The organism is Rhodococcus sp. P4_E4 (assembly GCF_056401575.1).
In genome coordinates this window covers 179,745-201,114 of record NZ_JBFUJB010000019.1, presented here as the reverse complement: position 1 = coordinate 201,114, position 21,370 = coordinate 179,745, and the positions used below count along the sequence as shown (strand labels likewise).

Here is a 21,370-nt window from a genome sequence, read left to right as displayed (position 1 = left end):
CATGCACGACGAAATCAGTTCGGCCTAGAAATTCCGGGCTGCGCAGCCTTTTTCGCGGACTCGCGCACCTCGAGGGCAGCGAGCGCTTCGCGGAGAGCATCGGCTTCGTCAGCATTGACCTGTCCCACGAAGTGGACGAGTGCCGCAGCGCGACCGCCGGACTCCGGAGCCTGGGCCAGCGCGTCGACCATCAGGCTCGCGACCAGTTCTTCGCGCTTGTTGACGGGAAGATAACGATGGGCGCGATCGTCACGCTGCTGAATCACCAGATGCTTCTTCGCCAGGCGCTGCAGAACGGTCATTACCGTCGTGTACGCCAATTCGCGATGCGTCGCGAGTGCTTCATGCACCTGTCGCACAGTTTGCGGTTCCGATGTGGACCACAAATGATCCATCACCGCGCGTTCGAGTTCACCTAGACCTGCCATTCTTCGATTCTACGGACTTCCACGACGAAATACGTACTACTGGTAGTAGTAACCGCCTCGGTGGGGGTGTGGTATTGGCCATAGTGATCTGCGTGACGGTTACGGTGGTGTGAGACGACCAAAGTCCCGACAATGACGATGCCCGATAATTGCAAGCCAACAGTCGATCCGCAGAAAGTAGCCGCACGTAGATGACGATCGACAGTTCGCCGGGCACCGAAGAATCGACATCACGGGCGCGGGTAGTCACGCAGAAAGCTGCCGGCATCATCCGTTTCGGCATTCGCGACGCACCCTTGACGGTCGTCCTACTTCTCACTATGTGGATACTGGGCGCCGCAACCGGCAGCCTCGTTCACGGACCGTCCCGCGATCTCGAGCACACGATCGGTGCGGGAATGGGCTCGATCCAGCACGGACATGTCTGGATTCCACTGAGCTCCGCGCTGTGGGCAGGAAACCTGCTCGGGTACATCGGCGCGAGCGTGCTCCTGATTGCGGTCGCTGCACCTCTCGAACGGCGGATGGGAACGATCAAGCTGGCGATCGCCGGCGCAAGCACTCAAATCTTGGGAGTTCTGCTCGGGCTCGGCTGGGCATCCTTCGTGAAAGTGTTCGACTCCAATTGGGGGTTCCGCCTCCATGTCGGCTCCGCTGTCGGCGCGAGCGCGTGGATCGTCGGCGCCGCGATGGCCGCCAGCTCGAACATGGGGACATTGTGGCGTCGCCGCATCCGCGTCGGAACCCTGGCTTTGACCATCACCTTGGCCTTGTTCAGTGGTCAGCTGCAAGATGTCATCCGATTCTTTGCCGCTGTGGTGGGTTTGGTCATCGGACAGTGGATCGTCGGACGATCGGCTCGCGGTGAACGCATCGCCGGGACACAGCGAGAGGGCCGCGTCCTGGTCGCCATCGTCGTCGCGGCAAGTGCGATCGGCCCGATGATCGCCGCGCTGTCCCCACAGGCGGTTGGCCCACTCGCCGTACTCCGCGATCTCTTCCGTGGTGTTCCCTGGACCGTCGCAGAAGTACGTGAGCTGTGCGCCGAATCCGCGTCGGATCCGGACTGCCGACGCGGCCTCCTCGAGCTGAGACTCTCGGGGATCGGGCCGACTCTGCTCTCGTTGATGCCGTCGATTTTTGTGCTGGTGTTGAGCGATGGGCTCCGTCGTGGCCGCAGATTCGCCTGGATTGCGACTGTCTGTGCTCAGGTCGTCTTACTCGTCCTCTCGATCGGGAACTTCGTCATCAGGTTCGTCGACGCAGTCGACAGTGACAGCTTGTTCTACGGAATCAGCGATCCGAACGTGTACCGAACTCTGGTGCCGTTCCTGACACCGCTCTTCGTGCTGATCCTGCTGATCGCCACACGTCGATACTTCGACGTCGCGGCCCCGGCCAAGACGTACCGACGTCTCGGTGCTGCGATCGTGGCCTTGCTCGCGGTCCTCGCCGTGATCTACGTCGGCGGCGGAATGCTCGCCAGGCACGGGTTCGACCGCGAGCCCACGGTCACGATGCTGCTCGCGGACTTCCCACAGCGCCTTGTACCGCCGGTGTACCTGCAGTTGATCGACCCGCGCCTGCTTCCCGTGGACATCGAGTCGACGTTGCTCTTCGAGTGGACCGGCGTCGTGTTCTGGGGCGTTGCCGCCCTGTTGGTATTCGTGAGTTTCCTCAAGCCGGTCAAGACCGCCGATCCCACAGCCGCCGAACGAGCGCGATCCATGTTGATCGCCGGTACCGGCAGCCCGTTGTCGTGGATGACGACGTGGAAGGGGAACACCTACTGGTTCAGCGCGGACGGTTCGAGTTACGTCGCGTATCGCGTCATCGCCGGCGTTGCTCTCACCACCGGTGATCCGGTCGGTCCTCCAGATCGCATGCGCGCGGCGATCGAGGGGTTCGCCGAGTTCGCGTCGTCGAACGGTTGGATTCCCTGCTTCTATTCCGTGACCGACGACGCCCGAACCATCACCGATTCGATGGGCTGGAGCGGTCTACAGGTCGCCGAGGAAACCGTGCTCGACCTGGGACAAGTCGCGTTCACAGGAAAGCGGTTCCAGGACGTGCGCACAGCACTGAACCGGGCGAAGAAGTCCGGTATCACCGCCGAGTGGATTTCCTTCCCTCATGCACCTCTCGCGATCAAGGATCAGATAGTAGCGATCTCGGAGGAGTGGGTAGCGGACAAGGGGATGCCCGAGATGGGATTCACCCTCGGCGGACTCGACGAGGTCGACGACGAACAAGTGCGATGCCTGATCGCGGTCGACGAGGATCGCACCGTGCACGGTGTCACGTCGTGGCTACCGGTGTACCGCGACGGCAAAGTCGTCGGGTGGACACTCGACTTCATGAGGCGACGCTCCGAAGGGTTCCGTCCCGCGATGGAGTTCCTCATCGCTTCCGCTGCACTGAAATTGGAGGAGGAGGGCGTCGAGTTCCTCAGTCTGTCCGGTGCACCGCTGGCAACAATCGCCGGTGACTCCGAGAGTAATGCGAACGAACCGGAGGCCACGACTTTCTCGGCGATGATGGACAGCGTGCTCGACCTACTCGGTCGCACCCTTGAACCGGTGTACGGATTTCGATCGCTGCTGGCCTTCAAATCGAAGTTCCAGCCGCGGTACGTGCCGATGCACATGACATTCGCCGATCCAGCCGCGTTGCCGAGCATCGGCAACGCGGTCGGACGGGCATACCTGCCGACCGTGACGATCGGTCAGGGATTCAAACTCGTTCGGACGATTCTGGGTCGCTGATTCGCGATCGTCACGCAGGCTTTGCCGGCCCGCCGACGGCACCGAACACGTGCCGGGTTCCGATCGGAACGATCAGCGGCCGATCCGAGACGGGATCGTCGATGACCGCAGCTTCGAGACCGAACACCTCGAGCAGAAGTTCCGCGGAAATGATGTCCTTGGGGACACCAGAAGCGACGACGGCGCCGTCGCGCATCACGATCAGATGATCGCTGTATCTGACCGCGAGATTGAGGTCGTGCAGAACCATCACCACGGTGCGCCCCATTTCCTCGTGGAGTTGATCCACCAGGTCGAGGACTTCCATCGAGTGTGCGAGGTCCAGATAGGTAGTCGGTTCGTCGAGAAGCAGGATGTCGGTTCCCTGGGCGAGAGCCATCGAGATCCAGGCTCGCTGACGCTGACCGCCGGACAATTGATCGACGGGCCGATCGGCGAGATCCGAGACACCGGTCAGCTCGAGCGCTTCGGCGACCTCGCCCTCGTCGTCCGCGGACCACTGCCTGATCCACGACTGGTGCGGGTGGCGCCCACGTGAGACCAAATCGGCGACGGTGAGCCCTTCCGGCGCAACCGGAGTCTGGGGGAGCATTCCGAGCACCCGCGCGACTTCCTTGGTCTTCATCGAACTGATCGCCTTGCCGTCGAGGATGACCGATCCACCCTTTGGCTTGAGCAGACGACCGAGCGCGCGCAAGAGCGTCGACTTGCCGCAACCGTTGGGTCCGATGACCGTCGTGATCACGCCGGTGGGGATCTCGAGATCGAGTCCGTCGACGATGATGCGATCCCCGTACCCGAGCGTCAGATTCTGCGCGACGAGACGCGAAGGAGCATCGGTGGACTGGGCGATGGTGGTCATGCTGTGACCTTCCGATTGTTACGAACCAACAGGTAGAGCAGGAACGGGCCGCCCAGTGCGGAAGTCACGATTCCGACGGGGAGTTCCACAGGCAGAATTGTTCGAGCGATGACGTCGCTGCCTACCACCAGTACAGCACCGGTCAGCGCGGAAGCCACGATGGGCGGGCCGGCGGAGCGCACCAGACGCATGGCGACCTGTGGCGCAGCCAGGGCGACAAAGCCGACCGGACCGGCGGCTGCGGTCGCGATGGCGGCCAGTGCCACGGCGGAAAGCAGCAGCTTGGCCTGTGATGATTGCAAGCGAACACCGAGTGAGGTTGCGTTGTCGTCGCCCAACCGCAGTGCTCCCATGGTGAACGATGCGATCACCGCGTAGCCGCCGACTACTGCGACGGCGATTGCGACCGGCCACATCTGATTCCAGGTGGCACCGTTGAGTGAACCGTTGAGCCACACCTGTGCGCGAGAAGCGTCGTTGATGTCCGCCGAGATGAGGAGCCATCCCGTCGCTGCCACCAGCATGGCGTTGATGCCGATACCGATCAGGATGAGGCGGAACCCCTCGACGCCCTTGCGCCACGCCAAGGCGTAGATCACCACTGCTGTCAGTAGGCCGCCGCAGAGCGCAGCCAACGGAATCCCCAGTGTGGCAAGCAGTCCCACGAACGAGCCACCCCCGCCGAGTACGATGAGTGCCACTGCGGCGGCACTCGATCCAGCCGTGATTCCGAGGATGTCGGGGCTGGCGAGGGCATTGCGCGCAATCGTCTGGGTGACCGCACCGGCAATGCCGAGTGCCATACCGATGAAGAGCGCGGTGAGCGACCGAGGAAGTCGAAGGTCGAAGACGATCAGGTTCTGTGTCTTGCTGCCATTGCCGAGCAGGACCGAAATGACATCGGGGATCGAGATCGGATAGTCGCCCCGCCCGATGTTGATGCAAAGCAGAAGGAACAGCGCAACTGCGAGGGCAATGCTCACCGACACGGCGAGTGGGCGGTAGACCAGCGAGAATCCACCGAGGCGGATCGACTTACGTGAGGGGACGGTCCGGGGGAGTACCCGGAGTTCCTGCTTGAGCGTCACAGACTTGCCAACTTCCTGCGGCGTACGAGAGCGATGAAGAACGGAGCGCCGAACAGGGCCAAGATGATGCCGACCTGCAACTCACCAGGGCGCACGACCACGCGGCCGATGATGTCCGCGGTGATCAACATGACCGCGCCGAGTAAGCCCGCGTACGGGACCAGCCAGCGGTAGTCGGGTCCGGTGATGGCCCGGGCCACGTGAGGGACCACCAAACCGATGAACGCGATCGGACCACACGCCGCGGTGGCGGCGCCGGTCAGCAGGGTGATCGCGACGATGCCGAGTGTGCGACTGAACGCGATGTTAGTTCCCAGTGCTTTTGCGACGTCTTCACCCAAGCTGAGGACGTTGAGCCCCGGCGTACTTGCCAAGGCGATGACCAATCCGAGTATCAGGAAAGGCAGGACCTGCCAGAGGACGTCGAACCCGCGACCGGACACCGACCCGACAACCCAGAAACGGTAGGCGTCCAGGCTCGTCTGGTCGAGGATTATCACGGCGTTGGTCATGGCTTGCAGGAAGAACGCGACGGCTGCGCCCGCCAGAGCCAGACTCAGAGGACTTGCGCCGCCGTTTCCGATGGAAGACAAGCCGAAAACGACGATGCTGGCGACGAAGGATCCTGCGAACGCGAACCAGAGGTACTGACTCGGCGCCGTAAAGCCGAAGAGGTAGATCGCCATGACCACGAAGAACGCCGCGCCTGCGTTGAGGCCGAGTAGACCGGCATCCGCCAACGGGTTGCGCGTGTGTCCCTGAATCAAGGCACCGGCGATACCGAGTGCAATTCCGACAACAAGACCCAAAATCGTTCGTGGGGCGCGCAACGTCCGCACGATGATGTCCGTTTGAGTTCCGTCCGAATTGAAGAGCGCGTGGAAGATCTCGGCGAACGTCAGTGGACGAGCACCCACCGCGATACTCGCGAGCATCACAAGCGCGAGCAGCACGGTGAGGACCGCGAGTCCAATCAGGCGGCGCCGGCGAGTTGCACCGACACTGTTGTCGCGTGCGAGTTCTTCGAAGCCCTCGTCGCGGGCCGTGCTTTCTCGGACCACCTCGATGCCGCTTCGGTCGAACGGTCTGCGCAGAGCCCGGCGGACACCGATGGGCTGTTTGGTGGTCGCGTCACGCGTGACCAGGCCAACCCATCCCTTCCCCGAGGTCCGACCGGTGGCCCCCTCACGGAACCCGAGGTTCCACACAAGCAGACCGACGGCGATCGCTATTGCTGTCCCGCCGAAGACTGCTCGATCGGCCTCGCCGCCACCGTTGTCGTCACGGAGCGACTGGACGATGTACCAGCCGACGATCAACGGAAGTAGGAACACCGCCGCGTCGAAAAGTCCAGCCAGGACACGCATTCGGACAGGAGCGGGGCCGCGCGGCACGATGCGCCGTCCGTACGTCTCGCTGGGTCCTCGGGGATGTCCGTTCCCGAGAGATTTGATCATCGTCACTGGCGGTTCGAGCTCCTGGTCTTGGTGCGCAGGGAATTCGCATCTTAGGTTACGGAACCCTATGCGGGTGCGCTTCCTGCGGGGGACGTTCTTGTGAATATGCGGTGCCCAGCGTCACAGTTCTTTACTCTTGAATTATGGTGAGGCTAACCTACATTAAGAACCACAAGACAACTTCGGCCGATTGGAGTGCACGGTGACCATCACCTTGACCACCCAGCATGCGGATGTTCGTGAATTCGAACTCCGGTCGAACGCATTGAGCCGCACCAGCGTTCGCCTACGAGCACTCAACCCTGACTATCCGCGCGTCTACGCGGTTGCCGCCATGGCGGGCGAAGGTAAACGGCGTTGGTGGCAACTGAGCGAGGGCCTGTGCGGGGATCGGGTGCATCAGATGTTCGCCCGTTCACTTCAAGATCTCGACAGCGCCGAAGCTGCGGCGATCCAGGTTGCAACGTCACTTATTCATGCCGTGGTCGGCAGGGTGGCCGCGTCGATCGTCTCCGAGGGGTCCGCATGGGACCCGGGGCTCGAGAACCTGTTCATCCACATGGACAGCGACGGCGGGATCGACTGGGCCGGCGTGGTCGACGAAACGCTGCGCGTTGCGCCCAACGGACGGGAGTCCGGCAGTGACGGCGTCGTCGACATGCCATGTGAAGAAGCGCTCCTTGTCTGGACCGCGCACCGTTGCCTGACTTCACTCCGAGCGATCTATGACGCCGTCGCCAGGTGTGCGCCCGTCGACCAGTTCAGATTCTGGGGCCTGGTAGGGGAGTCGATCCTGGGTGCAGCGGCCTACGTCCCCATCTTGGCCGGTGAGGGCGAATCGGCCGCTCAGCGTCGAGGGCAGGGACTGCTGGACGCCTTTGTGGCCGCCGGGCTGCCGGTTCGTGCGCGCCGCAAGGTCTCGCTACGCCCTCGTTGGAACCAGTTCGACGAAGGGCTTGCTAAATTAGGTCAGCCTTGCCTATGATTGTGGAAGACCTCGCAGAGAGCTACACGACGCGAGAGTGACGAAACTGCCGGACCGCGCCGGACCCCCCCCCCCCCGGTTCTTTTTCCAGACCTGATTCCAAGCTCGAGTTACCTCTCGTGTAATCAGGTAGGGAGTGGCAGCCACACCGGCGCCAGAGAATCACAGATGGAGATGGCATGGTCGACACTGCTGAGACCGCAGAGATGATGAAACGGCTCGGGACGGGCTTCGACGCCACCATCGGCCTGGAATACACCGAACTGAGCCCAGACCGTGTGAGGGCGCAATGGACGGTCAAGCCCACGCTGCACCAGCCCGCCGGGATACAGCACGGGGGTGTGTACTGCTCGGTGGTGGAGTCTCTCGCCAGCGTCGGCGGCACCGTGTGGCTGGGCGAGCGAGGACACGTAGTCGGAGTCAACAACAACACCGACTTCCTGCGCGCAACGCGGGAGGGCACTCTCACCGCTGAAGCCACCCCGATTCATCGCGGACGCACCCAGCAACTCTGGGAAGTTCGCATCACCGACGAGAACGGCCGACTCGTTTCCAAGGGCCCCCCCCCCCCCCCCCCCCCCCCTTCGTTATTCGCCCACGTACTGATCGATCAGCCGGCGGCCTTCTGCTGCTTGCCGGCAGCCTTCTTGGCTTCGCCATTCGAAGTGCTGCCGGACTCCGTCGCTTCCTTGTTCTTCTTCTCCAACTCGCCCATCGCGTTTCGCGCGAAGACCTGCTGCTCGGTGGACGCCATCTGAGCACGGCCACGCCCGAAGAACGTCACTGCCCACGACAAGAGCGTCGAGGCGCGTGAACGGAATCCGACGAGGTACAGGAGGTGAATTGCCAACCAGGCAACCCACCCGATGAACCCGCTGATCTCGAGTTTGCCCACCTTGGCTACCGCGCTGAAGCGCGAGATCGTTGCCATACTGCCCTTGTCGAAGTACTTGAACGGAACTCGTTCCGACGGGGACTTTCCATCCAGTGACGCTTTGATCTGCTTGGCCGCGTACTTGCCGCCCTGCATGGCGACCTGAGCCAGTCCGGGAAGCTTGTCGAGCGACATCATGTCGCCGATGACGAAGACGTTGGGGTGCCCGGGAAGCGACAGGTCAGGATTGACCATCACTCGGCCGGCGCGGTCGGTTTCTCCGCCGCTTTGCTCTGCAAGCTGCTTGCCGAGGGGGCTGGCCTGCACGCCGGCGGACCAGACCTTGCACTGCGACTCGATGCGGCGAAGCGTGCCGTCCTTTTCCTTGATGATCAGACCGTCGTTGTCGACGTCGGTGACCATTGCGTCGAGCTGGATCTCGACGCCGAGCTTCTCGAGCGTCTCGGCAGCTTTGCGGCTGAGCTTCCCGCCGTACACGGGCAACACGGCAGGGGCGCCGTCGAGGAGCACGACGCGCGCTTCACGAGGATCGATCTTGCGGAAGGCGCCGTCCAGCGTTCGACGGGAAAGCTCGGCGATCTGCCCGGCCAACTCCACCCCGGTGGGGCCGGCGCCGACCACGACGAAGGTGAGCAAGCGCGCGCGCTCGGCGGGATCGTCCGACAGTTCGGCCTGCTCGAAGGCCCCGAGGATCCGTCCGCGCAGTTCGAGGGCGTCGTCGATCGTCTTCATTCCGGGGGCGAACTCCGCGAACTGATCGTTGCCGAAGTAAGACTGACCGGCACCTGCTGCCACGATCAGACTGTCGAACGGCGTAACCGTGACGCGTTCGAGCAGACGCGAGGTCACGGTCTGATTCTCGAGATCAATGGTCTCGACCTCACCGAGCAGCACCTGGGCGTTCTTCTGCTTGCGCAGCACCAGTCTCGTGGCGGGAGCGATGTCACCGACCGAGAGGATGCCGGTCGCAACCTGRTAGAGGAGCGGCTGAAACAGATGGTGGGTTGTACGCGCGATCATCGTGATGTCGGCATCGGCTTTTTTGAGAGCCTGAGTGCCGAACAATCCTCCGAAGCCGGAACCGATCACCACTACGCGGTGGCGGTGCGGTTCAACCGACTGGATGCTCATTCCGTACTCCTCGAGTTCTAGGCGACAGTCCTACGGTAGTCCCACCGCGGCCGAGCTTCTCTGCGAGCAGTCCGACGCGCGCCGGTGTGTCCGAATCGATCAAGCAGCCTCCGGCGGCGATCACCCCGAGACGCGTGTCATCCTCGCGCCGGGGGTGTTCACCACTTTGTCGAGGTGTCAGCTACTGGCGGACCGACAAAATGAACAGTGCGATGCACCCGCCGACGAAAACCAGGATCGACAGAGCCACCGAGGCATACCCGACACCCACTCCAATTGCTACCCAGTCCATGTGCCCAACCTCTCTTACTGTGCGATCCGGGATTCAGATCACATCTGCTTGAAGACATCACACCCTATTTATCCCTACTTCCGAAACCCGGCACGCCCAACCATTGACATGCAAGCAAATGCTTGCATATTGTGAAGTTGTGAACGACCGGATGAATGCAGCCTTCAAAGCACTTGCCGATCCCACGCGAAGACTTCTGCTGGACCGCTTGTTCGTAGCCAACGGGCAGTCGCTCGGTGAGCTGTGCGAGAGCCTCGAGATGAGTCGCCAAGCTGTCACGCAACACCTCACGGCGCTCGAGGATGCAAATCTGATCAGCACGGTGCGGCAGGGGAGAACGAAACTTCACTATCTCAATCCCGTTGCGCTCGAGGAGATTCGAGAGCGATGGATCAACAAGTTCGAGGTACCGCGCCTGCATGCGCTCAGTGCCGTCAAAAAACTCGCGGAGGAAGCCATGACCGACAAGCCCAGTTTTGTATATGTCACCTACATCGCCAGTACGGCCGAGAACGTCTGGAAAGCACTCACGGACGCGGGGGCCACTGCAGAGTATTGGGGACACAGCAACGTCTCCGACTGGCAGCCGGGATCGACGTGGGAGCACCGCCGGATCGACGGTTCGAACATCGCGGATGTAGTCGGCACCGTAGTCGAAAGCAGCCCACCGTCCAGGTTGGTCACCACCTGGGCTGATCCGAACGGTGAACCGGGCGTCGATATCTCGCGGGTGAGTTTCGACATCGAAGCCTTCGGCGCGATCGTGCGATTGACCGTCAAGCACACCGATTTGGCGGACGAATCGGCTCGCATGGAGGTAGCGGGCGGATGGTCGGCGGTGCTGTCGAATCTGAAGTCCTACCTCGAGACCGGAAATACTCTTCCGGTGGCGCCGTGGGAGATGCCGGTCGGTTGACGGTTGTCGACCGGGACAAACGAGTCCCCTGAACAGGAGGAGATCGCCGTACTTCTGTCCGAACAGTCGGCGCAGTCCGGACTCAAATTCGCATACCCGTCAAATATCGGCGCGTTCAGTCTGTAAAGTTGCCGGAAGGATGCTAGCGTTTTGCCCGACATCGAGTGAGGACGACCTCGTCTCGGACGCATGGGAGAAACGCTATGGGCGGCGACGCTTTTCAGAATGTTCCGGTTGATCGACGCAAGTTCGTCAAGACAGTTCTAGCGGCCTCGGCGGTAACTGTTCCGGTCGTGACGTCGATCAGCCTCGGTGGTGCGGCACCGGCCTTCGCAGCCGGTGATACGCCGAACCTCTCCGGAGCTCCTACTCGTGGCCAGCAGAATCCGAATCAACCAGGCGGCGAGCAACCAGGCGGGAATCAGCCCGGTGGTAATACTCCGGGAGGGAACCAGCCGGGCGGAAACGAGCCGGGCAACCCCGGATCGTCGGGAAGTTCGGGATCGTCGGGAAGTTCGGGTAGTTCCGGGAGTTCGGGATCGTCTGGAAGTTCCACAGGTTCCGGATCAACCGGTAGCTCGTCAGGCTCGGGTGGAACGACGACCGCCAAGCCCACCGGGCCGACGGAGCCGACAGAGCCGACCGTCCCAACTGTCCCAACTGTGCCGACCACTCGCACCGAGCCGACGTTCCCAACCAGCCCGACCAAGCCGACAGATCCCACGGAACCTGCGTAACCGACGTAATCGATACAACGCCACGGGTTCCCAGGGAGCACACCGATGCCCGAGTTCGACGACGCCCTGCACCGCGCTCTGAAGAGGCTTCAGAGCGCGGTGCCAGTACAGGTGAAAGAAACTCCGCCGCACGGAGAATCTGCCGACCTCACCATTGCAATCGCGACCTACGACGATTTCGACGGCGCATACTTCACGATCCACTCGATCCTGGTCCATCATCGCGAGATTCTGGACAGAGTCGAATTCGTCTTGTTGGACAACAACCCCGAGGGGTTGCCGGCGCCGATGCTCGAATCGTTTGCCGGTTACATCGATCGGTTCCGCTACATCCCGTTCACCGACGTTCGATCGACTGCGGTGCGGGACGTCCTGTTCCGCAAGGCCACCGGAAAGTATGTCCTGGTCCTCGACTCCCACGTGATCCTGGCACCGGGATCGTTGTCGGCGTTGCTGGCGTATTTCGATGCAAATCCGGAAACTGACGATCTGATCCAGGGACCGATGCTCTCCCAGGATTCCTCGCACATCGCGGCCACCCACATGGACCCCAAGTGGCGCAACGGAATGTTCGGCTCCTGGGGAGTTGATCCGCGAGCGAAGCAACACCCGGACGTGCCTTTCGAGATCATCATGCAGGGCCTCGGCTCATTTGCCTGCAGGCGTGAGGCATGGCCGGGATTGAACTCGCACTTCACCGGATTCGGCGGTGAGGAGGGATACATCCACGAGAAGTTCCGGATCAACGGCGGAAAGGTCGTCTGCCTTCCGACATTTGGTTGGCACCATCGATTCGAGCGCCCGGCGGGTGTCCCGTATCGAATAAATTGGGAAGATCGCGTTCACAATTACCTGCTCGGTTGGAATGAGGTCGGATGGGATCTCGACTCACTCCATCGTCAGTTCTCCAGGTACCTCGGTGATTCGTATCCCGAGATTCGTCGCCGTGCCGAACTGAGCGTCCAGCGACCCGAGTTGGTCTTCGGCGGGGTGATCGTTCTCAGCGACGACGGCCGAGTAGCTCCGTGGCGTTCATGCCTGGCGGAGGCCGAGTCGATCGAACTGACCGTTCACCGTGCCATTCCGGCGGAGGACGACGGTCCGGATGGGTGGAGGACGGCCTCAGCGTTCGTCGCCGGACTCGACAAGGCGATTCTGCTGGGCTGGAAGTCGGTGGTCTTCCTGGACGAGGCTCGCGTGATCGAACCCGCGGTTATGTACAAGCTGCGGAACATAACAGACGACCTCCCCGCCGAAGCCGATGCGGCCGTCATCCACGCACACGGCGAAGACCTGGTCGGGGCTGCACTGATTGTTCGCGCCGCGGCATACCGAACCTTGCGAGACGAACTCTCTCGGAGCATGGACGGACCCGTGCGGTCCGACTTTTCACTGGCGACCTATCTGCTCGAGCGGGGCGCAGTCGACGTTGTGCTCGATCGCCCACTGTCGCCTGCCCGAGTAGGGGGAGAACCCACCCCGGCTGTCGAGGATTCGAAGTCGGACCTCGGTGTTGTCGTCGTGAATCTTGACCTCGATATCGACAGATGGAAGGCGTCCTGGCATCGATTCATTCGCTTACCGCGCGTAACAGCGGTGGAGAGAGAATCAGCTTTCGAGGACGTGATGAATCAGGAAGCGGCCTTTGCCGTCTCGTGGCGTCGCGCGGTTTCTCGGGCGACCGAGAAGAGCTGGGATTCGGTCCTCATTGCAGCTGACGACGTGAGTTTGCTGGATGCGGCTGCGTCGATCCTGGACCACGCACGTGAAGACCTCGATCACCGCGATTGGGATGTCGTCCAACTCGGACACGACGCGAAATCGGCCGACGGAGCGCTGATCGACGGTTCGGCGCTCTTGCGCACCAGTCCGGAGAACCGTGGAGTTCACGCCGTCCTCGTTCATTCGCGCGCCTTCGAACGAATTCTGGACGCGATTGCGGATCCGGAGGTAGACCCCGAAGCATTCGAAAAATGGGCGGGCCACTACCAAACTTTGGGCAACTACCTGGTGGATGCGAACGCCGGGGGAGCGCTCACGTGTCTGACGCTCGCACCCGGCATCGCCTCCACACGCAGCCTGATTCGTTCGGGCGCAATCGAATCCGAATACTCACGACGCTTCTCGCTCTGACACCACCCCAAACGCAAATAGCTCAACACGAATATCGGACTGGTTGGAACAAGGAGATATCTTGACGGAACTACTCGAAGACGCGAGGCCTCAGCGCTCACAGACGGTGGAGAGCAATGATCTCACCGACGGTGTCGTGCTGTACGACAGTTCCAGCGAGGTTGCCCATCACCTCAACCCCATCGCGACTTTGGTGTGGGAACTGTGTGACGGCCGGACCGTCAGTGACATCGTCCAGGCGGTGTCGGAGGTACTCGAGATCCCTGACCATGACGCGGAGTCGGTGGTCAGCGAGACCTATGGACAGCTGAGCGCCTCGCGTCTGCTGGTGTGAGAATCCCGTGACAGGCAGCCACGTACCACAATTCCGAACGCACTACCTATGGGTTGATGCGATCGTGCGCGGCCCTGCCATACCCGAACTCGGTGTCATCGAGCATCGAATTGCCAGCCCCTGGCCTGCGGACCACAACATCGAAGTTCGGATTCAGCGGAATCGATCGACGTTCGGTCGCTGGGACGCCACCATCGACTCGACCATCGGAGGCAGAAAGGAACCGCTGATCGGTCTCGACGGACTCCACCTCGCGGAGAACGTTTACCGCACTGTGCACCGGGATGTCATGACGGCCGCAGATACCGAACTGTGGACACGCCTGCATGCCGCTCTGGTCGACTGCAACGGTGTGAGAGTGGCGATCGCCGGGCACTCCGGGGCGGGTAAAACCACCTTGGCGCTTGCCCTTGCCTTACGGGGTGCACAACTGCGAGCTGACGAAGGGGTCTTCATTCGCGGTACCGAAGCTGTGGGCTTGCCGCGCCGGGTTCACCTGAAAGCCGGTACGTTCGACGTTCTCCCGGACATCAAGGCGCACGATTCGCTGTATCTCCCGTATACCCCTTCGGTGTGGGCACTGGACCCGTCGACATTGCCCGCTACTCCCAACGTCGATTCGGCGGTTCGCGGAATCGATCTGGTGCTGATTCTCGATAAATGGGACGGGGGTCCTACTCGTGTCGCGCCGATGCCCGCACCCCAGGCGATACAGTCGCTGGCCGAGCAATCCGCTCTGTGGTCCGACAATCACGGACTGACCCTGAGAAACATCGCTGCCCTGCTCTCGAATGCCCCGTGCTACAGAATGATCCGGCACCACGGCGACACCGGCGCCGACACCGTGGAGGAACTGGTGGCGTCATGCGTGACACCCGGTACCTGATTTCGATGTTGGAAGCCGAGCACGGGGCCGACGTCATCCGTTCGTGTTCGCAGCAAGATTGGCCGCGAGTCATCGACGCCGCTGCCAGGCACAAGGTGCTGCCGCTGCTGGCCGCCCGCGCAGTCGATGCCGGCTTCGCATCGGTCCTGCCGGCGAGTTTCGCCGATATGCTGTCGGATTCCGCAGCTAGCGCGTCGAGTCCGGAATTGACGCTGAGCCTTGTCCATCACCGAAACGCACTTCGTATCGCGGACCTCGATGCGCAGCGCGTAGAACTGCAAGAGTTGTTACACAGCAGCGGATTTCCGACTGTCGCACTGAAAGGTGCTGCCCTTCTCGAGCGAAGAATCTGGCCGAACCCGGCGGCACGACGGATGACGGACATCGACCTCTTGGTCGTAGATCCCGCACACGCCGTTCCAGCCAACGACGCGATCATCGACTTCGGCTATCGAATGGTTCGCCCGGACGAGGTGGCAGGGGATTCCATCGATCACGACGATCATCAGGAACCAGCGCTCCTTCGCGACGACCGTCACGGCTCCGTCGAAATCCATTCACACTTGCTTCCGCGGTTCGCCCGTCACGCGTTGACCCGCGAGTCCGCGGTCCGAGGACTCAGCGCGGAGACCGAAGGATCCAGACTTGCCCTTGCCGATGTCACGCTTCATGTCATCGCTCACGCGCGGCTTGCCGATCGCGCCTTGATTCGCGCTGATCTGGCGTTGAACAGCGTCTTCGACGTGGGGTACCTGTTCGACTCCGAGCCGTCACTCCCGGCGATGCTCGCGCGACGCCGATTGCCGCGCGATGTCCGTCGCGCGGTGAACGTCCACTGGGCTGCGGTGGAATCGATCTTCGGAGTGAATACCGGGGTGACGACTACGTCGGCGCGTTGGTGGTGGCAATGCACGCTGTGGTTGGCCGATCGCCCACGTCTGCACTCGCTCTACCGCGATCTGGTCATGGTGCCGCTCTTTCTCGACCGTGATCGGCTTTCCATCCGGGACGGGCGCGACCTACGTGGATGGGACTTGGCACGCTCACGCGTATCCCACTTCGTCCGTCGTGCGAGGACTGCCGTCGAAGATGCCGGGGGAGCAGCGTGAAAGTACTGATCACCGGCGGAGCGGGATTCATCGGAAGCACCGTGGCGTCGAAGTGCGTTGACGCCGGGATCGATGTCGTGATTCTCGACAACCTGCTGACCGGCCGTGCCGAATTTGCGCACAGATTCCCGTTCTACTGCGGCGACATCGCGGACGAGAAACTGCTCGACAGGATATTCGCAGATCATCCCGATATCGTTGCCACAGTTCACTGTGCGGCCTTGATCGTGGTCGGAGATTCCGTGAGTAGCCCGGCGCGGTACTACGAGAACAACGTATCCAAGTCACTGACACTGGTATCGAGTGTCCTTCGGAACGGCTGTGAGCGCTTCTTGTTCAGTTCCTCTGCTGCGGTGTACGCGCCGAGCGACGGTGGGTGTGTCGACGAACATTGGCGGATCGCACCGCAGAGTCCCTACGCGCACAGCAAGGCTCAGTTCGAAACGATGCTTGACGACATCGTGGCGGCCACAGGATTATCGGCAATATCTCTACGCTACTTCAACCCTGTCGGGGCAGATCCGGAATTGCGAAGCGGACCAGCGTCGGCGCGCCCGACCCACGCACTCGGAAAGCTGTTCGAATCATATTCGACAGGAACGCCTTTCAGGGTTACGGGGACGGATTGGCCGACGCGCGACGGATCGGGAGTGCGTGACTACGTTCATGTCTGGGACCTTGCAGACGCTCATGTTCGAGCACTCGAAAGGTTCGACCGGGTCACCGCTGATTCATCACGCATGACTGTGGTCAACTTGGGTAGCGGGCGGGGGACGACGGTGTGGGAATTGGTACACACATTCGAGAACGTGCTCGGCGAAGACGTCGACGTGGTCGCTGCCGACCGACGCACCGGTGACACTGCCGGCGCCTACGCGTCGAACGATCGTGCGTTACGACTACTCGGGTGGGTTCCGACGTTCACCTTGGAACAGGGGATCGAGGACACTGCACGGTGGCTGGTCGTACGGGCGCACCTGCTGAATTCGGTGTAGCTGAACGTCAGCTTGGTGGCTCGCCCTCGACGGTGATGTTGTTGCTTCGTAGCCAGAATGTGGCGTCCGGATCCCACCCGGCGAGCACGGTGGCCCCCGAGTTGGCCGACAACGGGATCGCGATGCCTGGCGTGGTGAGATAAGCCATCAAGGTCAGATGGACGGCGTCGTAATCTGCGGCCACCGAAACCCAGTCCGGAATGAACCAGTCACGGTATTCACCGGTCGTGTCGTACCAAACGAAGCGACGTGAAGCGGGCACTGGCAGGGGATAGGTATCGACCAGATTCGCCCAGTCCTGCGGACCGGTGATCTCGTAGATGCGGGGCGCGCCGTAGATCCTTACCGGCTGCACCCGCGCCTCGTTCGAGGAGCTGTCTTCTTCGAGAAACACCCCGAGGGCCCCGATACCGTCGCGGGCCGTGGTTGTTTCGGTTGTGCCGTTGGCGAAAGGGGTAGACCACCATTCGCCTCCGATGTTACGGTCCGGATCTTCGATCTGGTATTCCAGAAACCGGCGTTCGTTGTCGAGTGCCTCAGCACGCCACTGTTCGAGGCCGTCCTCTGCACGGTAAATCCGCAAGGGTAGGTCCGACCAGCCGTAAATAGGGTTTCGCTTTTCAACCAGATTCTGGTTCAGACGGTCGATCGGCTCGGTCCACCAGGCGGCGTGTGGCGAGTCGAGTAGTGCTCCGGCAATCGGTCGCAGCGCCGCTGCGACATCCGGCCGGACGAAGATCAGGTCTTCTTCGTCCGGCGGCTCCCAGTAGCGTGCGCAATCTACGGCATACGCAAGACAGTGCAGAATCTCGAGTTCGGACATCTCGGCGATTGCCCGGATATCAACAGCGCCGAGAACTTCGAGCGCATGTTCCGGCGATTGAGGCCAGTGTCCACCGGAGTTGCTTGCGCTGGCGCGGCACGCGTGCCCGACGTTCGCACAGAAGCGACGGCCACGTGGTGAACCGAGGACGAGTGCAACGGAATCCATGTGGGTAAAGCTAGCGGACAGGCTGACGGGGGACGTTCGAATAACCATTACTTGACATAATGTAGATTATCGGCAAATTGTCGACCTGGCGATATCGGCTCATGATCCGTTTCCTGCGTCGTCGATCCGTAGATGTATCTGTCGACCATTCGCGTGCTTCCGCCCTGGACCGCTGGACGCATTGTGTGAGCTGATCATCTTGGCGTGCCCGTCGTCGGGCAATCAATCGTCGATCGCCGTCCGACCCCGGCCGGCCACCGAGCAACCCTGCCGCTCAGGTGTTCAGGCTGCGCGGCAGGCCGCCTGACGCGGGTTGATGTTGATGGATGAGTCTCGCCCACTAGCCACCCCGCCCCAATTCGTCACTGTGACGTATTGGGGACGACAGGCTGCGTGCGGGTGCCGTTCCATTGTCATCGCCACGGACTACTATCGCCGCATGTGTTTTATTTCGACCGGCCGCTTCGAATGATCAGTGGCCGCGATGAGTGACACACCCAAGGTCGTGCACCGCTGGCTTGCAGTGCCAGACCAGTTCGACCGATTCACGCGATTCTTGCGCGACAACGGAATTCTGATGCCGACTCGGATAGGCATCGGCATATTGGTTTTCCTCCTGGGAGTCACGATTCTGCTGAAGCGACTAGGCACCCATTCGGTGCAGACCATCGGATTTCCATTGGACGTCATGATCGCAGTGCTCGTGATAATCGGCGGAACAGCGCTGCCGTTCACTGCGACGACCCGGGAACGGTCGTACCTTTTTGTCATCGCGGGCGACTTCGCTGTCGCGGTGATCGTGCTGGCGGAGGCCAATCCGGATCAAAGGCTGCTGGGGTGCCTCGTCTTCGGACTCGTCGGCTCGTACATAGCGTTCTTTCACAATCTTCGAGCGCAGTTGTGGCACCTGCTGTTTTCCGGGGCGGTCATCGTTATCGCCAGCATTGGCGTGTTCACCGATGTACCTTCCGGCCTCTCAGACGTCCTGGGACGCATTGCCTTTGCCATCCCTGTCATCACCGTCATACCGGTGGTCACGCAGATTGCTCTGGCGCTCCTGAGCAACGACGCTCAAAGCTCCGAACTCGATCCGTTGACGGACCTGCTGAATCGGCGCGGACTCTCACGGCGGACTTCCGAACTCCTGCAAGCGAAATCCAGCCTCGACCAGTCCTTGCTGGTGGTGGTGATCGACATCGACAATTTCAAACACTTCAACGACACCTACGGTCACGACGTCGGCGACCGCGTCATCCTGCGCACGGCGTATCGACTCCACGACTGGGCCAGATCGGACGCAGCGATCGCTCGTATCGGAGGTGACGAGTTCGTCGTCGTTCAGATCATGCCGTTGCCGTACGTCGGCGACTTGCTCGCACGGATCGCCCCCATCATGAACTCCCCTACGGGCGAACCACTCTCGACGACAAGCATCGGCATAGCCATACACAACGGCGGCTGGCCAGACGTGCAAGCAGCAGAAAGCGGCGTTCACGATCTACATCGCCTAGCCGATTCGGCGATGTACGAAAGCAAGAGGATGGGTGGAAATCACGTCCACTCCATCGTTCTCACCGATCAACAGCCACAACAGTCAGGCGGTCGGTCAGTCGTCTGATTCTTCGATCAGATGCATCGCGGCTTCCTCCGCCGACGCTGCGCCGCCGTCGATTCCGACGTCTCCGGCAATGAGTTCGCTTTCCTCGTCCTCGTATCGACCCTCGTCTTCGGCAACGAGACGCCCGACGCGGCGATTTCCGACTTCGTCACCGTTCGGGAATTCTTCTTCCCGTTCGAATTCGTCGGCATCTGCCGGATCCTTCAGGGGATCTCCCAGTGACGCGTACGGATCCGGTTCTTCCTCGGCCAGGCGCTCGTCGAGGGTCTCCCCCGCCGATTCTTCACTGCCGGTCAACCCGTGGGCGTCCAGGCCCAATGGGCGTTCCGGTGGTGAGATTCCCTCGTCGAGAATGTCGTCCACGCCTCGATCGATCAGGGTGTCTTCGGGTTGAAGCTGGTCGTCGGGATCGAGACTGTAATCGCCATTGCCGGCCGCGCCGGTGTCATCCGTGTCGCTCATACGATCAACGATGCCACGGGCACACCGAGTTGGCCATGTGCCGCGCCTGCTCGATACATCACTCCGGAGACATTCAGCACGAACGCGGGGCCGGCACTCCGTCGAACCGGTCCTGCAGGTACTCGAACGCGGTGGGCAGACCGAGGACCGCAGTGGTGAGGTGGTCCGGGCTGGGGAACAGCTGAGATTGAACCGTGGCTCCGGCGGCGCAGTACCGAGAAATCGTGTTGACCACCGAATCGATGGGGATAAGGACGTCGTCGGGCGTGTGCCATTCGAATACCGGGGCAGTCGGCACACCCGGATAGAGCTCGACGCTGTTGTCGTCCATAACCTTTCGCACTTCGGGGCTGGACAACAGAGAAGTCGACGTCGACACCTGGGAAGCGCTGCGTCCTGCGCCAACTCTCAGGATGTCGTTGGTGCACGCGTTGGTGAGTTCGGTCCGCATCGACCGACCGAGGTCATTGAGTTGGTTGCTCAGCGGAAGGAGGTCGGGGTACTCGCGTTCGAGGCCCATTGCTGCGGCGAAGGCGAGGCCGAATGCCGGGTGCGGATCCTGTCCGAGGCCGTTGGCCATCTTGGACAGATTCATCGGAACGCCACCCTCGGCTACACCGACGAGGTTGACCTCGGGTGCGTAGCTCGGGGCCAGTGCGGCCGCCCACGCGGTGGCCATGCCGCCGCCGGAGTAACCGGCAATACCGACTGGGCTGGCGCCACTACGCAATTCGGGGATTTTCTGAACGGCGCGGATACCGTCGAGCGTGATCTGTCCGCCCAGGCGCGCGGCGCCGTAGGCGCTGTTGGGTCCGAGATGGTCAGGAAGGGCAATGGTCCATCCACGTTGAAGCGCGACGTTGAGGATGGGCGCTTCACGGATGACGATGTTGGGATCCGATGCGTAAAGCGCGCGAGATGGCGCACATCCCGTTCCGAGTGCGTTGACGATGTGCTGGTAGGAGAGCAACGGGCCGTCTTGCGCTTGATTCGGCGGGACCAGGATCGTGCTGACCGCGGCGATCGGCTTGTTCTCGGAGTTCGTGGACCTGTAACTGACCTGCCAGATCGCGACGCCGGGAAAGGTCATCAGGTCAGGGGCCCGGCGCACAGAGATCGGCGTGCCGGCGGTCCCCTCGGCCGCTGCTTGCGAATAGAACGGGTCCGGGTCCGGCGCCGGATATGCGGGATCTGCTTGTGCAGTCCACCCGGAGAGAAGTGCGGCAGTCAGTGCAGCAGCAGTCAGCATCGATCCGGTAAACACGCGTCTGGTTCGCAGTTTCAAT

The 21,370-nt window shown here is 61.8% G+C and carries 18 protein-coding genes and 1 pseudogene; 10 read left to right on the top strand and 9 right to left on the bottom strand.

The genetic code is table 11. The features are described 5' to 3' along the window. Nucleotides 1-14 precede the first annotated feature (14 nt). A complete protein-coding gene (locus AC1DVN_RS21185) occupies nucleotides 15-428 on the bottom strand; it encodes a BlaI/MecI/CopY family transcriptional regulator (protein ID WP_003944876.1) in 414 nt (137 codons plus the stop codon). A gap of 191 nt (nucleotides 429-619) precedes the next feature. Here AC1DVN_RS21185 and AC1DVN_RS21180 point away from each other — a divergent pair, with 191 nt between their 5' ends. Further along, the gene (locus AC1DVN_RS21180; protein ID WP_477994194.1) at nucleotides 620-3,193 is read left to right on the top strand and encodes a bifunctional lysylphosphatidylglycerol flippase/synthetase MprF; all 2,574 of its coding nucleotides are present in this window, start codon (nucleotides 620-622) and stop codon (nucleotides 3,191-3,193) included. Nucleotides 3,194-3,203: 10 nt separating this feature from the next. Here AC1DVN_RS21180 and AC1DVN_RS21175 read toward each other — a convergent pair whose 3' ends face one another. From AC1DVN_RS21175 to AC1DVN_RS21165, 3 genes are read right to left on the bottom strand one after another with little or no spacing between them, the layout of a single operon-like run. Continuing rightward, nucleotides 3,204-4,055 (bottom strand): ABC transporter ATP-binding protein, encoded by an 852-nt coding sequence (locus AC1DVN_RS21175; RefSeq protein WP_020907760.1) that lies wholly within the window; start codon nucleotides 4,053-4,055, stop codon nucleotides 3,204-3,206. Continuing rightward, nucleotides 4,052-5,143, bottom strand: a complete 1,092-nt coding sequence (locus tag AC1DVN_RS21170; protein ID WP_019748452.1) for a FecCD family ABC transporter permease — start codon at nucleotides 5,141-5,143, stop codon at nucleotides 4,052-4,054. Before AC1DVN_RS21170 ends, AC1DVN_RS21175 begins: the two co-directional genes overlap by 4 nt. Next, a complete protein-coding gene (locus tag AC1DVN_RS21165) occupies nucleotides 5,140-6,600 on the bottom strand; it encodes a FecCD family ABC transporter permease (protein WP_019748453.1) in 1,461 nt (486 codons plus the stop codon). The genes AC1DVN_RS21170 and AC1DVN_RS21165 overlap by 4 nt, the downstream gene beginning before the upstream one ends. A gap of 202 nt (nucleotides 6,601-6,802) precedes the next feature. On the opposite strand from AC1DVN_RS21165, the gene AC1DVN_RS21160 reads away from it, so the two are divergent. Further along, entirely contained in the window at nucleotides 6,803-7,585 is a 783-nt protein-coding gene (locus AC1DVN_RS21160; RefSeq protein ID WP_020907762.1) for a hypothetical protein, read from the top strand. A gap of 179 nt (nucleotides 7,586-7,764) precedes the next feature. Next, nucleotides 7,765-8,145, top strand: a pseudogene (locus AC1DVN_RS21155) (PaaI family thioesterase); the annotation flags it as partial. 50 nt (nucleotides 8,146-8,195) lie between these two features. Here the strand turns inward: AC1DVN_RS21155 and AC1DVN_RS21150 are convergent. Further along, a complete protein-coding gene (locus tag AC1DVN_RS21150) occupies nucleotides 8,196-9,611 on the bottom strand; it encodes an NAD(P)/FAD-dependent oxidoreductase (protein WP_019748456.1) in 1,416 nt (471 codons plus the stop codon). A gap of 410 nt (nucleotides 9,612-10,021) precedes the next feature. Here AC1DVN_RS21150 and AC1DVN_RS21145 point away from each other — a divergent pair, with 410 nt between their 5' ends. Continuing rightward, entirely contained in the window at nucleotides 10,022-10,819 is a 798-nt protein-coding gene (locus AC1DVN_RS21145) for an ArsR/SmtB family transcription factor (RefSeq protein ID WP_477846619.1), read from the top strand. A gap of 421 nt (nucleotides 10,820-11,240) precedes the next feature. On the opposite strand, the gene AC1DVN_RS21140 is transcribed toward AC1DVN_RS21145, so the two are convergent. Then, nucleotides 11,241-11,543: a hypothetical protein gene (locus AC1DVN_RS21140; protein ID WP_029255360.1), complete on the bottom strand. Its 303-nt coding sequence runs from the start codon at nucleotides 11,541-11,543 to the stop codon at nucleotides 11,241-11,243. Between the two features lie 58 nt (nucleotides 11,544-11,601). Here AC1DVN_RS21140 and AC1DVN_RS21135 point away from each other — a divergent pair, with 58 nt between their 5' ends. The 5 genes from AC1DVN_RS21135 to galE all read left to right on the top strand — a co-directional run bounded on the left by AC1DVN_RS21135 (nucleotide 11,602) and on the right by galE (nucleotide 17,013). Continuing rightward, entirely contained in the window at nucleotides 11,602-13,689 is a 2,088-nt protein-coding gene (locus AC1DVN_RS21135; protein WP_283384388.1) for a glycosyltransferase, read from the top strand. A gap of 61 nt (nucleotides 13,690-13,750) precedes the next feature. Next, nucleotides 13,751-14,023, top strand: a complete 273-nt coding sequence (locus tag AC1DVN_RS21130; protein WP_133728061.1) for a PqqD family protein — start codon at nucleotides 13,751-13,753, stop codon at nucleotides 14,021-14,023. A 64-nt stretch (nucleotides 14,024-14,087) separates the two neighbouring features. Continuing rightward, nucleotides 14,088-14,909, top strand: coding sequence for a phosphoenolpyruvate carboxykinase (ATP) (locus AC1DVN_RS21125; RefSeq protein WP_029255362.1), 822 nt, complete (start codon nucleotides 14,088-14,090; stop codon nucleotides 14,907-14,909). Beyond that, the gene (locus AC1DVN_RS21120) at nucleotides 14,888-16,018 is read left to right on the top strand and encodes a nucleotidyltransferase family protein (protein ID WP_477994193.1); all 1,131 of its coding nucleotides are present in this window, start codon (nucleotides 14,888-14,890) and stop codon (nucleotides 16,016-16,018) included. Before AC1DVN_RS21125 ends, AC1DVN_RS21120 begins: the two co-directional genes overlap by 22 nt. Next, on the top strand, nucleotides 16,015-17,013 hold the full coding sequence (galE, locus tag AC1DVN_RS21115) for a UDP-glucose 4-epimerase GalE (protein ID WP_020907771.1): 999 nt from the start codon (nucleotides 16,015-16,017) through the stop codon (nucleotides 17,011-17,013). The genes AC1DVN_RS21120 and galE overlap by 4 nt, the downstream gene beginning before the upstream one ends. Before the next feature lie 7 nt (nucleotides 17,014-17,020). Here galE and AC1DVN_RS21110 read toward each other — a convergent pair whose 3' ends face one another. Then, nucleotides 17,021-18,004, bottom strand: a complete 984-nt coding sequence (locus AC1DVN_RS21110; protein WP_477994192.1) for a hypothetical protein — start codon at nucleotides 18,002-18,004, stop codon at nucleotides 17,021-17,023. 484 nt (nucleotides 18,005-18,488) lie between these two features. On the opposite strand from AC1DVN_RS21110, the gene AC1DVN_RS21105 reads away from it, so the two are divergent. Further along, on the top strand, nucleotides 18,489-19,622 hold the full coding sequence (locus AC1DVN_RS21105; protein WP_084325973.1) for a GGDEF domain-containing protein: 1,134 nt from the start codon (nucleotides 18,489-18,491) through the stop codon (nucleotides 19,620-19,622). On the opposite strand, the gene AC1DVN_RS21100 is transcribed toward AC1DVN_RS21105, so the two are convergent. Together AC1DVN_RS21100 and AC1DVN_RS21095 are read right to left on the bottom strand one after the other, a co-directional pair. Then, nucleotides 19,611-20,084 carry a DUF5709 domain-containing protein gene (locus tag AC1DVN_RS21100; protein ID WP_019748468.1) on the bottom strand — a complete coding sequence of 158 codons (474 nt, stop codon included), beginning with the start codon at nucleotides 20,082-20,084 and terminating at the stop codon, nucleotides 19,611-19,613. The genes AC1DVN_RS21105 and AC1DVN_RS21100 overlap by 12 nt on opposite strands. A gap of 73 nt (nucleotides 20,085-20,157) precedes the next feature. Beyond that, complete coding sequence (locus AC1DVN_RS21095) at nucleotides 20,158-21,333, bottom strand: lipase family protein (RefSeq protein WP_021344275.1); 1,176 nt, start codon at nucleotides 21,331-21,333, stop codon at nucleotides 20,158-20,160. Between the last annotated feature and the right edge of the window lie 37 nt (nucleotides 21,334-21,370).

Coding starts and splice junctions, on each gene's coding strand:
- AC1DVN_RS21185 (WP_003944876.1), bottom strand. CDS start 428: ATGGCAGGTCTAGGTGAACTCGAACGCGCGGTGATGGATCATTTGTGG.
- AC1DVN_RS21180 (WP_477994194.1), top strand. CDS start 620: ATGACGATCGACAGTTCGCCGGGCACCGAAGAATCGACATCACGGGCG.
- AC1DVN_RS21175 (WP_020907760.1), bottom strand. CDS start 4,055: ATGACCACCATCGCCCAGTCCACCGATGCTCCTTCGCGTCTCGTCGCG.
- AC1DVN_RS21165 (WP_019748453.1), bottom strand. CDS start 6,600: ATGATCAAATCTCTCGGGAACGGACATCCCCGAGGACCCAGCGAGACG.
- AC1DVN_RS21145 (WP_477846619.1), top strand. CDS start 10,022: ATGCTTGCATATTGTGAAGTTGTGAACGACCGGATGAATGCAGCCTTC.
- AC1DVN_RS21135 (WP_283384388.1), top strand. CDS start 11,602: ATGCCCGAGTTCGACGACGCCCTGCACCGCGCTCTGAAGAGGCTTCAG.
- AC1DVN_RS21120 (WP_477994193.1), top strand. CDS start 14,888: ATGCGTGACACCCGGTACCTGATTTCGATGTTGGAAGCCGAGCACGGG.
- AC1DVN_RS21110 (WP_477994192.1), bottom strand. CDS start 18,004: ATGGATTCCGTTGCACTCGTCCTCGGTTCACCACGTGGCCGTCGCTTC.
- AC1DVN_RS21105 (WP_084325973.1), top strand. CDS start 18,489: ATGAGTGACACACCCAAGGTCGTGCACCGCTGGCTTGCAGTGCCAGAC.
- AC1DVN_RS21100 (WP_019748468.1), bottom strand. CDS start 20,084: ATGAGCGACACGGATGACACCGGCGCGGCCGGCAATGGCGATTACAGT.
- AC1DVN_RS21095 (WP_021344275.1), bottom strand. CDS start 21,333: ATGCTGACTGCTGCTGCACTGACTGCCGCACTTCTCTCCGGGTGGACT.